This window comes from Pseudomonas sp. AU11447 (assembly GCF_001672555.2).
GTDB lineage: Bacteria > Pseudomonadota > Gammaproteobacteria > Pseudomonadales > Pseudomonadaceae > Pseudomonas > Pseudomonas nitroreducens.
The window spans coordinates 96,808-110,049 of sequence record NZ_LZDG02000047.1; the positions used below are offsets into that span (position 1 = coordinate 96,808).

Sequence of the window (13,242 nt, forward strand, 5' to 3'; positions counted from 1 at the left end):
CACGGTGGACGGCCGTCGGAGTCTACTGCGGGTATCTGCGGCTGTCGCCAGGCTTCAGCGCCTGGCCACTTTCGGCGCCGGACAGCGATCGCTCTCGATCGGGCCGACGTAGGGATTGCCCCAGCCCATCACGCAGCCGACCATCTGGTTGCGCTGGCGCTCCCAGGCTTCCACCGGGTACTGCTTGCTCCAGGCGGTAAACAGCTGGCGGTCCTGGTTGGAGAGCTTCAGGCCGTAGCGGTCGCTCATATAGAAGTAGGTGCGGGCGATCATGCCGCGAATCTGCGGGCGGGGCATGGCCTTGCGTGCCTTGAAGTCCACCACCATCGGGCAGGCGCCGTACTGCGAGGGCTTTTGCTGCAGCCAGCCGAAGCTGTAGTTGGCGCGGTCGCCGTTCACCTCGCCGATGCTCGGCACGAGGTTGTGCAGGTCTGCCTCGGCCTTCTGGTACACCCGGTCATTGCGCGAGCAGTTCTTCCGCCCGCCGCTCTGCCAGCATTGGCGCTGGTGGCCGATCACCCAGGCGGGAACGATGTGCTCCCACTCGATGCGCGAGGCGCGGTTGGCATTCTTGCGCGGGGTGTAGCCGCAGCTCTTCAGGTCGACCTTGGTGCCGTTGTAGCGGCAGCCGCAATAGAACTCCACCGATTGGCGGGCGTACAGCTTGCGTCCGACCTTCTTGGCTTCCTCGAAGGTGCGTGGGGCGGCAGCAGAGGCAACGGTGGGAACAGCGAGGATCAGCAGCAGGGCCAGGCAGCGTCCGAACATGAGGCATTCCTTACGAAAGTCGCTGCATCTTACTGATTGAGAAAGAATTGCCAATCATGGCAATGGAATGGCAAGGCTGTCGCGTGACGAGAAACGCCCCGACGTGGTGCGCAGGGCTTACGGCGACTGGGAACGCTTGGCAATGGAGCTTCCAATCCTTTCAACGTGCTTCATAAATGAACCATAACGCCATGATTTTAAAGAAAATTAATTTCTATAAGTCACTTTAAGAACAAGCGCTATCACGATGTTTTGATGAGTTTTCCCCTGCTGCGGATGGCGGCCGCACCTGCCGTGCATCTTGCGGGGCATATATCAGAGATATGACATCAAAATATTCTTACAAGCTATTGATATACAAATATTAAAATTATCTGTCTGTGCGGCCTGCTCGAGATGAGCAAGGCTTGGTAAGCTGAACCTTTCCGTCATCCGGGATGATCATCATGATTGAGCGCAGAACCTTGGCGGCCATTGCCTGCCTCGCATTGGCGATGCCAGCCTTCGCGCAGACGTTCACCCGGCAGGAGGCGCAATCGCAAAGTGCGCCGCGCTATCAGAACCAGACGCAATGGCAGCAGTCGCCGCCGGTGATCCAGCGCATCTATGTCAGCCCGGGGGCAAGCGGTAGCGTAGACAGCTCGTCCAGCTGGCAACGCAATGACAGCTATGGTGGCGTGCGGGTGCCCAGTGGCTACGGCGAGACGCGTTCGAACACGGTCATCATCGACCAGGGCAGCGGCGGCATCCGACAGAGCATCGAATATCCCAATGGCACGGTCTATCCGCGAGGCAACGGCAATTATCAGCAGCAGTGAGCCGGGTCAGTCGACCAGGTCGTCGCGCGTCAGGCGGGATTTGCGCAGGCCGCCGTGGCTGTAGAACAGCCCGGTATCGCCGCGCCAATGGAAGAGTGTGGCGAGAAACGCCGAGCTGACCCGGCCCACATCCCAGCTACGTAGTTTGCGGTAGGCCCAGAGCCAGCTGTCGTCGGAGGAGGAGTCGCTCATGGAATCGTCCTTGATTCGGCAAGCGGGAAAAAGTGCATGGGACATTAGTGCGCCTGATAGGCCTTCGCAAGTCGCTGCTCCCGCAACCGCAACTTGCGAAAATGCCAGCGCACTCAGGCAGTGCTGAGCGCTTTCGATTCCTCGACGTACTCCTTCAGCCAGCGCAGCACCTCCACGGCATCCCAGCGGCTGGGGTCGAACATGGCGTAGGCCTGGCCCTGGTAACCCACCACATCCAGCGGACGGTGATAGCCGGCGCGCTGCATCAGGGCCTCGATTTCCGCGAAGCACACGTTGAAGTGGGTACGGCTGAAAGGCGTCTTGCCCTCTGTGACCAACCCCTCCAACAGCAGTTCCGCCACGGCTTCGCTGACTTCCTCGATGGCCATGTGGTTCACGGTGTACTTCAGCTGATGGATACTCACCATCGCTTGCTCCTCAATGGGTTTCAGGCCCATGCCCTGTGATTCGAGGTGATCGACGTAGCCAATGGACTATGGCCTTTCGTCGAGGTTTAAAAAATTTTCGCAAAATACTGTATGCATGAACAGTATTTTCTCCTAGTATCCCTCTCGCGGTCTGACAGAAACCTTGAAGTGCCCGTCGCCAGTGGCCTGGCGGGCATTGCTCGACGAACAGGAGCGATGGCGATGCTGCAGAAACTGATGCTTTGTGCCGGTGTGGCGATGCTTGCGGGTTGCGCCCAACCCCAGGCGGATGTCCCGCGCGCCAATGGCGCCTACCTCATCATCGAGGGCAAGGAGGCCTGGGCCGTTCTGGTGGCTGACGGCAAGCGCATCGAGGAGCGCGGCACGGTACGCGATGCCATCCGTCTGCCGAAGGAGCGCTCGGCGATCGCTGCCAGCTACGTGATCGACACGCCCAACTGCGGTCGCCTGCAATGGTTGACCGAAGGTGAGGGCGACTCCACCGTGCGGCTGTCCCCGCGTGGCGAAGCGGACGACCTTTCGGGCTGCCGGATCAGCGATGGACTCAGCCGCGTCTGGACCGCGCTGGACTATTCGAGCTGAGCATCAGCTTCGAGAAATCCGATCTCCGACAAAATGTTTCGGCTGTCCCGCTCTTCACGTTTTTTTCACACCCAGGGGCAGAGGATGAAAACCAGCTAAGGGATTAGCTCCCCATCGAAAAGCCCGCTTGATTGCGGGCTTTTTATTGCCTGTCGACCAAGGTCGGCTCGCCCGCCAGACGCTCTGCGGCTAAGGTGAAGCTCCACGGAAAGGCGGAGATAGAGATGCAGCGGGTTCTAGCGGAACGACTTTGGACAGCCCTCGGTGGCCAGGCCGAACGGCTGAGTCACCTGGCCCCTCGCAGCGAAGGCTCCCTGCCTTCGGCATTCTTCGTCACCGAACTGGCCGCCGCCAGCATCGCCAGCGCCGGGCTGGCACTGGGCGAGTGGCTGGAGCCGGAAGGTGGCACGGCGACCTCCATGGTCGTGGACCGCCGTTTGGCCTCCTTCTGGTTCTCCACCTCCTTGCGGCCTCAGGGCTGGACAGTGCCCGACCTCTGGGATGCCATTGCCGGTAACTACCGCACACGCGACGGCTGGATTCGCCTGCACACCAATGCGCCGCACCACCGCGCCGCCGCACTTCGAGTCCTCGGCGTCGAGAATCAGCGCGATCAGGTCGCCAGCGCCGTGGCCGGTTGGGCGGCGGGCGAGCTGGAACTGGCGATCGTCAGGGAGGGCGGCTGCGCGGCCGAGATGCGCTCGTGGGATGCCTGGAAACAGCACCCGCAAGGCATCGCCGTGGCTCGCGAGCCTATCGTGTTGCGCGATATCCAACTGGTGTCCGGACCCTCCCTGGACATCGAGATCGACCGCGAACGCCCGCTGGCCGGCCTGCGGGTGCTGGATCTGACCCGTGTACTGGCCGGCCCGGTTGCCACCCGATTCCTCGCCGGCTTCGGTGCCGAGGTACTGCGCATCGACCCGCCTGACTGGGATGAGCCCGGCGTGGTGCCGGAAGTCACCCTGGGCAAGCATTGCGCGCGGCTGGACCTGCGCCAGCCGGCAGGTCGCGAGCGTTTCCAGGCGCTGCTCGCCAGCGCCGACGTTCTGGTCCACGGCTATCGGGCCGATGCCCTGGAACGCCTGGGTTTCGGTGCCGACGTGCGCCGCACCATCGCGCCGGGGCTGGTGGACGTCAGCCTGAATGCCTATGGCTGGTCCGGCCCATGGTGCGAAAGACGCGGCTTCGACAGCCTGGTGCAGATGAGCAGCGGCATTGCCGAAGCTGGGCGCGTGTGGCGTGGCGAGGAAAAGCCCGTACCTTTGCCCGTTCAGGCGCTCGATCACGCGACCGGCTACCTGATTGCCGCCGCCGCCTTGCGTGGGCTGGCCGAGCGCCGGCGCAGCGGCCGGGGTAGCCGTTGGCGGCTGTCGCTGGCGCGGACAGCGCAGTTCCTGCTGGAGGCGGGTGCCGCGCCGCCGAACCAGGCGGAGCTGGGTGCGGAAACCGCAGCCGATCTGGCGCCGGGCATCGAGGCCACTCCCTGGGGCCATGCGCGCCGCCTGCGCCCGCCGTTGCAGGTCGCCGGTTCGCCGCTTTTCTGGGAGTTGCCGGCCTCTGAGCTGGGTTCGGCGCCGGCCGCCTGGCAGCCGGTCAGCCCCGGCTGACCTGGAACGCCTCGCCAGTGGCGAAGAAGGCGCCGCCGGCCTGGTAATGAATGGTGCGCAGTTCGTCGCTGGGGAAATGCCAGCGACCGTTGGAGAAGGCGCGCTCATCGGCGTAGGCGGCGACCACCTCGGCGATGAACAGGTCGTATTTCTCCTGGTTGTGCGGCTCGCTGATCACCTTGCATTCCAGGTAGGCGACACAGTCGTCGACCACCGGTGCGTCGACCTGCTTCGCGCGCGAAACGCCAATGTCCAGTTGCTCGAACTTGTTGCCCTCGCCGCCGTTGCTCGACCCCACCGCCAGGGTCAGCTCGGCCTGCTGGCGCGTTGGCAGCTGGATGACGAAAGCGCCGGAGCCTTCCACCAGATGACGTGACCAGGTGTTGCGGTCGAGCACCAGCATCAGCTTGGGCGGGTCGAAGTCCAACGGCATGACCCAGGCGGCGGCCATGACGTTGGCCGTGCCCTGGTGCTCGCAGGTGACGATGGTGCTCGGGCCGTGGTTGAGCAGCAGGTAGGCCTTGTTCAGCGGTACGTCTTTCAGGTGACTCATTCTCGGGTCCTCAGGGCTGGCTCAGAGCAGCAGGCCGTCCACCGGTTTCAGCGGTTCGGGCAGGTCGGTTTCACCGAGGATTTCCAGCACGGTGATTTCCAGGTTGCGGCTCATGGCGTCCAGCGGCAGGTCGTTGGGTTGGGTATCGAACGGGTCGGCGATCTGGTCGCCCAGGGCATCCAGGCCGAAGAAGGTGTAGGCCAGCACGCAGACGGCCAGCGGAGTGAACCAGCCGATGCTGTCCACCAGGCAGAAAGGCAGCAGGAAGCAGTAGACGTGCACGATGCGGTGCAGCATCAGGATGTAGGGATAGGGAATCGGCGTGTTGCTGATCCGCTCGCAGCCGCCCAGCACGTACGACAGGCGGGTCATCTGCTGGTCGATGGCGGCCAGAGTGATGTCGCTGGCGCCCGCCGCGCGGCCCTGGTCGGCGAAGCGCTGGCCAAGGTCTGCCAGCAGGGCGTTTGCCGGGTTGCGGCGATGGGCGAATGCTGCGGCGTCGTCGCCCAGCACACGTTTCACGTCGTCGCCTTGTTCGGTGCCGCGCAGCTGGTCGCGCAGGGTGTAGCCGAAGGCGATCAGCGGCTTGCACAGTTGGCGGCGGCTATCGGCATCGAGGTCGGGCAGCAGCGAACGGGTCTGCCGCGCCAGGTTGCGCGTCACGATCAGCAGCTCGCCCCAGAGCGTGCGTGCCTCCCAGAAGCGCTGGTAGGCGACGTTGTTACGAAAGCCGAGGAAGATCGCCAGCGTCAGGCCCCAGAGCGTGAACGGCGTAGAGGTGATGATCACCTTGTAGTGGTAGAGCGTGCCGTGGGTGGCCACCACCAGGGAGCTCAGCAGCACCGTGTAGAGCACCTTGCGCCAGATGGCCGGGATAATCGAGCCCTTGAGCGAGAACAGCAGGACCCAGAGAGTCGGGGTTTGCGGGCGGAGGATCATGCGGCGGCATCCGGTGGGGCGGAGCGCGCATGATAGCCGAGATGAAGGCTCGGGCGACGTGTCGCGGAGTGGGACCTTTGTAGGGGCGAGCCTGCTCGCGAACCGGCCTCGTAGCGAAGAGGTTCGCGAGCAAGCTCGCTCCTACAGAAAAGCGGAACGCCCTGGCGGACCTAGCCCTGTTGGTACAGCTTCACGATCGCCGAGAAGTCCAGTTGGCCGTTGCCCTGGTTGCTGAAGGTCTGGAACAGTTGCTGGGCCAGCGCACCGAGCAGCACCGGCTGGCGGATCTGTCGCGCGGCCTCGCTGGCCAGGCCTAGGTCCTTGAGCATCAGGTCGGTGCCGAAGCCGCCACTGTAACCGCGCGCCGCCGGGGCTCCGGTGAGCGGGTTGTTGATCTCCGAGGCCCAGCAGCGGCCGCTGGAGGTGTTGATGATGCCGGCCAGCACTTCGGCGTCCATGCCCAGCTTCACGCCCAGGGACATGGCTTCCGCCACGCCGATCATGGAGATACCCAGCAGCAGGTTGTTCGCCACCTTGGCCACCTGGCCGTTGCCGGCGCCGCCGCAGTGCACGATGTTCTTGCCCATGGCGGCCAGCACCGGGCGCGCGCGTTCGAAATCGGCCTGCTCGCCGCCGACCATGAAGGTCAGGGTGCCCGCTGCGGCGCCAGCCGTACCGCCGGAAACCGGCGCATCGAGCATGGGGTTGCCGTGGGCGAGGGCGGCGGCGGAGACCTCGCGGGCGTTCAGCGGGTCGATGGTGGACGAATCGATCAGCAACACGCCGGATTGCACGTTGGCTAGCAGGCCATCGTCGCCGAGGAACACCTGCTTCACATGGGCGGCGGCCGGCAGCATGGTGATGATCACCTCGACGTCGTCGCGAGCTACTTCGGCTGGCGAGCCGAGCGCGCGTGCGCCCAAGGCTACGGCGGCTTCCACGGCCTTGGCGGAAAGATCGAAGACGCTCAGGTCGAAGCCGGCCTTGAGCAGGTTGGCGGCCATGGGCCCGCCCATGTTGCCGAGTCCGATGAAACCGATGCGCATGGGGATTTCCTCTTCTTCTTGTGCTGGAAGCGCTCCGTGGTCGGAGCGCCGGAAAGGGTGCCCGCCCGCGTGGTGCCGAATCCGGACCAGCATCCCTGCTGAAGTCCGGGCCGGCTCGGGGCAGGCGGGCGGGCAGTCTTACTTCAGATTGATGGTGGTGTTCACCGCACCACCGACCTCATTCTCGTCGAACCAGCGTTCGGTGACGGTCTTGGTCTGGGTGTAGAACTGCACCACCTGCTTGCCGTATGGGCCGAGGTCGCCGAGCTTGGAGCCGCGCGAGCCGGTGAAGGAGAACAGCGGTACCGGCACCGGGATCGGCACGTTGATCCCCACCTGACCGACGTCGATTTCCTCCTTGAAGTGCCGTGCGGCCGCACCGGAGCGGGTGAACAGCGCGGTGCCGTTGCCGTTGGGGTTGGCGTTGATCAACTCGATGGCCTCGTCGAAGGTCTTCACGGAGACCACGCAGAGCACCGGGCCGAAGATTTCCTCGCGGTAGATGGTCATCTGCGGGGTAACGCCGGAAAACACGGTCGGGCCGACGAAGTTGCCCTTGCCGTAGCCGGCCACCTGCGGATTGCGGCCGTCCAGTTCCAGCGTGGCGCCTTCCTGGGTGCCGCGCTCGATCAGACCGCTGACGCGGTCCAGTGCCGCGCAGGAAACCAGCGGGCCGACGTCGGTGTTGGCCTCGGTGCCGCCACTCACTTTCAGGGTCTTGGCCTTGGCCACCAGGTCGGGAATCCACTCGTTGGCTTCGCCCACCAGGATCGCCACCGAGACTGCCATGCAGCGTTGCCCGGCGGCGCCGAAGGCTGCGCCGGCAATGGCGTTCAGCGTCTGTTCCTTATTGGCGTCGGGCAGCACCACGGCGTGGTTCTTCGCACCCATCATGCACTGCACGCGCTTGCCGGCCTGCGAGGCGCGGTTGTAGACGTGGGTGCCGACACGGGTCGAACCAACGAAGGAGACGGCCTTGATGTCCGGGTGATCGCAGATGGCGTTCACCACGTCCGGGCCGCCATGGATGACGTTCAGTACACCCGGCGGCACGCCGGCCTCATGGGCCAGTTCGACCAGGCGCATGGTCACCATCGGGTCCTGTTCGGAGGGCTTGAGGACGAAGGTGTTGCCGGTGGCGATGGCCATCGGGAACATCCACAGCGGGATCATCGCCGGGAAGTTGAAGGGGGTGATGCCGGCGCACACGCCGATGGGCTGGAGAATGGTGAAGGTATCCACGCCGCCGGCCACGTTGTTGGCCAGCTCGCCCAGTTGCAGGTTGCCGATGGCCGAGGCGTGCTCGACCACCTCCAGACCGCGGAACACGTCGCCTTCAGCGTCGGGCAGGGTCTTGCCCTGTTCGGCGGTAAGGATGGCCGCCAGCTCCTTCATGTTCTCGCGGATCAGTTGCTGGTACTTGAGGAAGATCCGTGCGCGGGCGCCGATGGGGGTCTTCTTCCAGGTCTTGAACGCGGCCTTGGCGCTGGCCACCGCGCGCTCGACTTCCTCGGGCGTGGCGAAGGGCACGCGGGCGAGGACTTCCTGGGTGGCGGGGTTGATCACGTCGCGCCATTCGGAGGTGGTGGACTCGACGGGCTTGCCGTCGAGGAAGAGTTTGACGGTCGGGACGGCAGGTGCAGTCATCGTGGTTCTCCCAGCCTGAAGGCTTTGTTCTTGTGTGGTCCGATCCTAACAGTGCATTTTTGATGTGCTCAATGAGGTGATGTGCAAGTATGGTCTGCATTTTTGCAGATGGAGAGCGCACACAGGAGCGCGCATGGACTGGGACAATCTGCGGTTTTTCCTCGAACTCTCTCGTGCCGGCAAACTCACGGTAGCGGCGCGGCGCCTGGGCGTGGACCACACCACGGTGGCCCGCCGCCTGCAGGCACTGGAGAAAAGCATCGGCGCACAATTGCTGGTGCGTGAACCTGCCGGCTATCGGCTGACCGAAGCCGGACATGGTTTGTTGCCCCAGGCCGAGGCAATGGAAAGCGCCTGCAAGGTGATCGAGAAACGCCTGGCCGGCACCGAGGACAATCTCTCCGGCAAGGTGCGCATCGGCGCTACCGAGGGCTACGGTTCGACGTTGCTGACCTCGCAGCTGGTGGAGCTGAACCAGCGCCACCCGCACCTGGGCGTCGATTTGCTGGCGGTGCCGCGTGCGCTACAGCTGTCGCGCCACGAGGCGGACATCGTGATCACCCTGGAGCGGCCTGGTCGCGGTCCTTACCTGATCACCCGGTTGACTGACTACGTGCTGCGGCTCTACGCCTCGAAGGACTACCTGGCCGAACGCGGGCCGATTCGCACGCGCGACGACCTGCGCGAGCACGCGCTGGTGGGCTATGTCGACGACCTGCTGTACAGCAAGGAATTGCAATACCTCGACGAGATCGGCCGGCCGCTGCACATGGCGCTGCGCTGCACCAGCATCCTTGCTCAGCAGCGGGCGGTGGCGGAGGGCGCGGGTCTGGCGATCCTGCCGGCGTTCGCGGCGAGCGAAGACCCGTCGCTGCAGCCGGTGCTGGCTGGCGAGATCGAGTTCGTGCGGACGTTCTGGATGCTGATGCCCACGGAGCTCAAGGACATCGCGCGGATGCGCACGACTTGGGACTTCCTGCGGGAGAAGGCTGAGAGCAGCCAGGAAGTGTTGATGGGACGGAAAGCGTAGGGCGCATGAATCGGTACGATTTGTCCGCCGTATGCAGGACGGCGGATAACGCTTGGGGCGTTATCCGCCTTACGGGATGCGCGGTCTACAAAGAAAACGGGCGGCCAATGGGCCGCCCGTTCTGCGTTACGCCAGGCCGACGTAAAGGTTCTGCACGTCGTCGTTGCCGTCCAGGGCGTCGAGGAAGGCTTCGACTTCCTCCAGTTCCGCGCCAGACAGGCTCACCGGGTTCTTCGCCTTGTAGCCGAGTTTGGCCGAGGCGACGGTGAAGCCGTGCTCGGGCAGGGCGCGGCAGACGGCGTCAAGGTCGGTGGAGTCAGTGAGGAACAGGGTGTCGCCGTCTTCCTCGCCCGGCTCGAAGTCCTGGGCGCCGGCTTCGATGGCAGCCAGTTCAGGGTCGGCGTCAGCGCTGGCCGGGGTGGCCTCGACCAGGCCCAGGTAATCGAAGTCCCAGGCTACCGAGCCGGAAGCGCCCAGCTGGCCCTTGCGGAACAGCACGCGGATTTCCGCGATGGTGCGGTTCACGTTGTCGGTCAGGCACTCGACGATCACCGGCACGCGGTGCGGCGCGAAGCCTTCGTAGACCACGCGCTCGAAGGTGGCGGCGCCGTCCAGCAGGCCGGCGCCCTTCTTGATCGCGCGCTCCAGGGTGTCGCGGGGCATCGAGGCCTTTTTCGCCTGCTCGACGACCAGACGCAGTTTCGGGTTCATGTCCGGGTCGGCGCCATTGCGCGCGGCGATCATGATTTCCTTCGACAGTTTGCCGAACACGCGGCCCTTGGCGTTGGCGGCGACTTCTTTATGTTTGGCTTTCCACTGGGCGCCCATAGTGATCTCTTGCTGGCGGTTGCTGATGGGCGGCAAGTCTAAGGCCTTGCGCGGACTCTGGCGATATTTGCGGCGATATCCGGCGGCTCAGCGCTGCGCCGGCACCGCGAACACCGCGCTGGCCTGCGCCACCACCTTGTCACCCACCGACAGCAGCGCATTGGCGAAGGCCATCTGCCTGCCGCGCCGGCTGTGCAGCAGGCGGATGCTCAGCCAGTCGCCGACCTGGGCGCTGGAAACGTAGTCCAAGGTCAGGCTGGCGGTGACCAGCGGCTGTGGTGGTTGGCTGGAGAAGGCCATGGCGTAGCCCATGCCGATGTCCGCCAGGGTAGCGAGAATGCCGCCATGCACGCCGCCGCGGCTGTTGGTGTGGCGTTCGTCCAGCAGCAGGCCAAGCTCCAGCGAATCGCCTTCGCCACGCACCAGGAAGGGACCGAGCAGGTCCAGCAGCGGATTGCGCCGTTGCAGCGGCTGGAAACCCTCGGGATAGCCCAGATCGGCGAAAGCGTTCATTGCCAGCCTCCGGTGTGCTGCTGCAGCACGGCGCGCACGGTTTCGATCACCCGTTGTGGCACCTGGTAATCCGGGTGCGCGCGGAATACCGCCGCGGCGTCGGCCAGGCGGGTGAGGGCGAGCAGTTCGCTTTCGGCCTTGCGGGTGTCGTTCACGCCGGCCGGCAGGGCCAGCGCCTGTCGCTCGCAGGAGCAGGGCGCCTGGGGATTCACCAGCCCGCAATGCTGTTGCATGAAGTCGTCCAGCCGCTGGCGCGCCCGTGACAGGCGCTTGCGGTAGGTCGCCGGTTCGACCTCCAGCACGGCGGCGGCGGTTTCCGAATCCAGGCCGAAGGCGATGTCCAGCACGTAGGCCAGGCGCTGTTCACGCTCCAGGCACATCAGCATGCCCTGGGTGCAGGCCAGCGCGATGCGTTCGGCGGCCAGCTTGTCCGCTGGCTCCAGCGGGCGCTCATTGGCCTCGGCCAGGCGCAGGCCGAGGTCGAGCTTCTCCGCCAGGGCTTCCAGCGACACGGTGGGCGTCTCGCGGACCTTGGTGCGCGCGGTCAGCAGCGCATTGCTGGCGATGCGGAAGGCCCAGGTGGAGAACTGGCTGTCGCCACGGAAGCTGGCGAGGTGGGTGGTGATGCGCAGGAGGATTTCCTGGCTGGCGTCCTGGGCGTCTTCGCGGCGGCCGAGCATGCGCAGGGCGAGGTTGTAGACCGGCGCCTGCAAGGCCAGCAGCAGTGCGTCGAGGGCAGCGGGTTCACCCTGCTGGGCGCGTTGCAGTTGCTCGGGTTCGATGGCTGGGAATTTCACGGTGTCCTCCTGACGTGGCCGGGGAAATTCCGGCTCTTCTTCCTTGGACTCGGCGTCCGTGTTTTTTGTGACCGCCTTCAGCCCTGCTGGGAAAGAAAAGCATACAGCCGCTCATCCAGGGAGTGCGCCACGTTGAAGCGCATCCACGGTACGCTGCGGCCATCGGGCATGAACAGCTGGCCGGGGAACAGCAGGATCTTCGCTTCCTTGGCGCGGCTGGCGAGCAAGGTGGCGTCGTCCACCGCGCGATGCCGGGCCCAGAGGAACAGCCCGGCGCGGGGTTCGTGGAAGACTTCCAGGCCGGCCGCTTCCAGGCGCCGCGCCACGCTGTCGTGGGCTTCGCCAAGCTGGTCGCGCAACTGCCGTACGTGCTTGCGGTGGCGGCCTTGCAGGAGGATGTCCAGGGCCAGCGTTTCGGTGAGTTCCGAGCTGGTCAGGCCGCTGACCATCTTCAGCGGCACCAGCTCTTCGATCAGCTCCGGGTGGGCGGCGATGAAACCGGTGCGCAGTGCGGGTGCAATGACTTTTGACAGGCTGCCGATGTAGATCACCCGCGCCAACTGGTCGAGGTTGGCCAGCAGCATCTGGCCGGCCGGGTCGAGGTCGGCGTAGATATCGTTCTCGACGATGAGGAAGTCGTACTTTTCCGCCAGTTGCAGCAGGCGGTGTGCGGCGGCCAGGGACAGGCTCCCGCCGGTGGGGCTCTGCAGGCGCGCCTGGGTGAAGTAGACCTTGGGCCGGTGCTCGCGGGCCAGTTGCTCGAGGCCGTCGAGATCCAGTCCATCGGCGCTGCGCGGCACGCCGAGCAGTTGCGCACCTTGCAGGCGCAGGTTGAGGAACAGGTTGTGGTAGCCGGGTTCGTCCACCAGCACCGGGTCGCCGCGCTGCACCAGGTAGCGCACGGTGAGGTCCAGCGCCTGGCTGGCGCCGGCGGTCAGCAGGATCTGTTCGGGATTGGCGGCGACACCGGCGTCGCCCATGCGGTCGGCGAGCTTGCCGCGCAGCTTCAGGTTGCCCTTGCTGTGGCCGTAGTTGCCGAACTGCGTCGGCTCTTCCCGCGCCAGGCTGCGCAAACCGCGCTGCAGGCCTTCGCCATCCAGCCAGTGTTCCGGCAGCAGGCCGACGCCGGGGCGAATCTCCATCCCCAGCGGCTGGAAGACCTTGTGCAGCAGCAGGTGCGCGTCGAAGTCGAATTCCGTCGGTGCCTCGGCGCTGGCGCTGTCCTCGAGCGCCGGGCCGCGCACGTAGAAGCCGGCATTGGGCACCGCGTTCAGGCAGCCGCGCGCCACCAGCCGGTCGTAGGCCTCGACCACGGTGAAGTGGCTGACGCCGTTGGCCTGGGCGAACTTGCGGATCGAGGGCAGCTTGGCGCCTGCACGCAGGCGCTGCTCGTCGATGGCCTGGGCGATGCCGTCGACGATCTGGGTGACCAGGGGAGTGTCCGAGGTGGGGTCGAGCAACAGCATCCGA

Annotated in this window: 15 protein-coding genes; 4 read left to right on the plus strand and 11 right to left on the minus strand. The window is 65.2% G+C overall.

The annotated features are described in order from the left end of the window. Window positions 1-54: 54 nt before the first annotated feature. Entirely contained in the window at window positions 55-768 is a 714-nt protein-coding gene (locus tag A6723_RS17320; RefSeq protein ID WP_054909406.1) for an endonuclease, read from the minus strand. Window positions 769-1,214: 446 nt separating this feature from the next. Here A6723_RS17320 and A6723_RS17325 point away from each other — a divergent pair, with 446 nt between their 5' ends. Next, window positions 1,215-1,586: a hypothetical protein gene (locus A6723_RS17325; protein ID WP_139093008.1), complete on the plus strand. Its 372-nt coding sequence runs from the start codon at window positions 1,215-1,217 to the stop codon at window positions 1,584-1,586. 6 nt (window positions 1,587-1,592) lie between these two features. Here the strand turns inward: A6723_RS17325 and A6723_RS17330 are convergent, their stop codons facing one another. Both A6723_RS17330 and A6723_RS17335 read right to left on the minus strand, forming a co-directional pair. Next, window positions 1,593-1,778 (minus strand): hypothetical protein, encoded by a 186-nt coding sequence (locus A6723_RS17330; protein WP_054909405.1) that lies wholly within the window; start codon window positions 1,776-1,778, stop codon window positions 1,593-1,595. 113 nt (window positions 1,779-1,891) lie between these two features. Continuing rightward, complete coding sequence (locus A6723_RS17335; RefSeq protein WP_054909464.1) at window positions 1,892-2,206, minus strand: hypothetical protein; 315 nt, start codon at window positions 2,204-2,206, stop codon at window positions 1,892-1,894. Between the two features lie 222 nt (window positions 2,207-2,428). Here A6723_RS17335 and A6723_RS17340 point away from each other — a divergent pair, with 222 nt between their 5' ends. Together A6723_RS17340 and A6723_RS17345 are read left to right on the plus strand one after the other, a co-directional pair. Beyond that, on the plus strand, window positions 2,429-2,809 hold the full coding sequence (locus tag A6723_RS17340; protein ID WP_054909404.1) for a hypothetical protein: 381 nt from the start codon (window positions 2,429-2,431) through the stop codon (window positions 2,807-2,809). 224 nt (window positions 2,810-3,033) lie between these two features. Beyond that, a complete protein-coding gene (locus A6723_RS17345; protein ID WP_054909403.1) occupies window positions 3,034-4,419 on the plus strand; it encodes a CoA transferase in 1,386 nt (461 codons plus the stop codon). Here the strand turns inward: A6723_RS17345 and A6723_RS17350 are convergent. The 4 genes from A6723_RS17350 to A6723_RS17365 form a co-directional block, all read right to left on the minus strand. Continuing rightward, window positions 4,406-4,972, minus strand: a complete 567-nt coding sequence (locus A6723_RS17350) for a flavin reductase family protein (RefSeq protein WP_054909402.1) — start codon at window positions 4,970-4,972, stop codon at window positions 4,406-4,408. The genes A6723_RS17345 and A6723_RS17350 overlap by 14 nt on opposite strands. A gap of 21 nt (window positions 4,973-4,993) precedes the next feature. After that, window positions 4,994-5,911 carry a bestrophin family protein gene (locus A6723_RS17355; RefSeq protein ID WP_064979818.1) on the minus strand — a complete coding sequence of 306 codons (918 nt, stop codon included), beginning with the start codon at window positions 5,909-5,911 and terminating at the stop codon, window positions 4,994-4,996. A gap of 170 nt (window positions 5,912-6,081) precedes the next feature. Beyond that, entirely contained in the window at window positions 6,082-6,957 is an 876-nt protein-coding gene (gene mmsB / locus A6723_RS17360; protein WP_054911289.1) for a 3-hydroxyisobutyrate dehydrogenase, read from the minus strand. A 138-nt stretch (window positions 6,958-7,095) separates the two neighbouring features. Continuing rightward, the gene (locus A6723_RS17365; protein ID WP_054911288.1) at window positions 7,096-8,604 is read right to left on the minus strand and encodes a CoA-acylating methylmalonate-semialdehyde dehydrogenase; all 1,509 of its coding nucleotides are present in this window, start codon (window positions 8,602-8,604) and stop codon (window positions 7,096-7,098) included. 133 nt (window positions 8,605-8,737) lie between these two features. Here A6723_RS17365 and A6723_RS17370 point away from each other — a divergent pair, with 133 nt between their 5' ends. Further along, complete coding sequence (locus A6723_RS17370) at window positions 8,738-9,634, plus strand: LysR family transcriptional regulator (protein WP_024764402.1); 897 nt, start codon at window positions 8,738-8,740, stop codon at window positions 9,632-9,634. A gap of 126 nt (window positions 9,635-9,760) precedes the next feature. Here A6723_RS17370 and A6723_RS17375 read toward each other — a convergent pair whose 3' ends face one another. The 4 genes from A6723_RS17375 to A6723_RS17390 all read right to left on the minus strand — a co-directional run bounded on the left by A6723_RS17375 (window position 9,761) and on the right by A6723_RS17390 (window position 13,238). Continuing rightward, the gene (locus tag A6723_RS17375) at window positions 9,761-10,462 is read right to left on the minus strand and encodes a YebC/PmpR family DNA-binding transcriptional regulator (protein WP_024764403.1); all 702 of its coding nucleotides are present in this window, start codon (window positions 10,460-10,462) and stop codon (window positions 9,761-9,763) included. A gap of 87 nt (window positions 10,463-10,549) precedes the next feature. Then, window positions 10,550-10,975: a PaaI family thioesterase gene (locus A6723_RS17380; RefSeq protein WP_054911287.1), complete on the minus strand. Its 426-nt coding sequence runs from the start codon at window positions 10,973-10,975 to the stop codon at window positions 10,550-10,552. Further along, window positions 10,972-11,772, minus strand: a complete 801-nt coding sequence (locus A6723_RS17385; protein ID WP_054911286.1) for an RNA polymerase sigma factor — start codon at window positions 11,770-11,772, stop codon at window positions 10,972-10,974. Before A6723_RS17385 ends, A6723_RS17380 begins: the two co-directional genes overlap by 4 nt. A gap of 77 nt (window positions 11,773-11,849) precedes the next feature. Beyond that, window positions 11,850-13,238, minus strand: coding sequence for a PLP-dependent aminotransferase family protein (locus A6723_RS17390; RefSeq protein WP_054911285.1), 1,389 nt, complete (start codon window positions 13,236-13,238; stop codon window positions 11,850-11,852). Window positions 13,239-13,242 lie beyond the last annotated feature (4 nt).

Excerpts from the sequence above, each read along its gene's own strand:
- A6723_RS17355 (WP_064979818.1), bottom strand. The coding sequence starts at position 5,911 with ATGATCCTCCGCCCGCAAACCCCGACTCTCTGGGTCCTGCTGTTCTCG.
- A6723_RS17390 (WP_054911285.1), bottom strand. The coding sequence starts at position 13,238 with ATGCTGTTGCTCGACCCCACCTCGGACACTCCCCTGGTCACCCAGATC.
- A6723_RS17350 (WP_054909402.1), bottom strand. The coding sequence starts at position 4,972 with ATGAGTCACCTGAAAGACGTACCGCTGAACAAGGCCTACCTGCTGCTC.
- A6723_RS17345 (WP_054909403.1), top strand. The coding sequence starts at position 3,034 with ATGCAGCGGGTTCTAGCGGAACGACTTTGGACAGCCCTCGGTGGCCAG.
- mmsB (WP_054911289.1), bottom strand. The coding sequence starts at position 6,957 with ATGCGCATCGGTTTCATCGGACTCGGCAACATGGGCGGGCCCATGGCC.
- A6723_RS17335 (WP_054909464.1), bottom strand. The coding sequence starts at position 2,206 with ATGGTGAGTATCCATCAGCTGAAGTACACCGTGAACCACATGGCCATC.
- A6723_RS17365 (WP_054911288.1), bottom strand. The coding sequence starts at position 8,604 with ATGACTGCACCTGCCGTCCCGACCGTCAAACTCTTCCTCGACGGCAAG.
- A6723_RS17370 (WP_024764402.1), top strand. The coding sequence starts at position 8,738 with ATGGACTGGGACAATCTGCGGTTTTTCCTCGAACTCTCTCGTGCCGGC.
- A6723_RS17380 (WP_054911287.1), bottom strand. The coding sequence starts at position 10,975 with ATGAACGCTTTCGCCGATCTGGGCTATCCCGAGGGTTTCCAGCCGCTG.
- A6723_RS17330 (WP_054909405.1), bottom strand. The coding sequence starts at position 1,778 with ATGAGCGACTCCTCCTCCGACGACAGCTGGCTCTGGGCCTACCGCAAA.
- A6723_RS17320 (WP_054909406.1), bottom strand. The coding sequence starts at position 768 with ATGTTCGGACGCTGCCTGGCCCTGCTGCTGATCCTCGCTGTTCCCACC.
- A6723_RS17340 (WP_054909404.1), top strand. The coding sequence starts at position 2,429 with ATGCTGCAGAAACTGATGCTTTGTGCCGGTGTGGCGATGCTTGCGGGT.
- A6723_RS17375 (WP_024764403.1), bottom strand. The coding sequence starts at position 10,462 with ATGGGCGCCCAGTGGAAAGCCAAACATAAAGAAGTCGCCGCCAACGCC.
- A6723_RS17325 (WP_139093008.1), top strand. The coding sequence starts at position 1,215 with ATGATTGAGCGCAGAACCTTGGCGGCCATTGCCTGCCTCGCATTGGCG.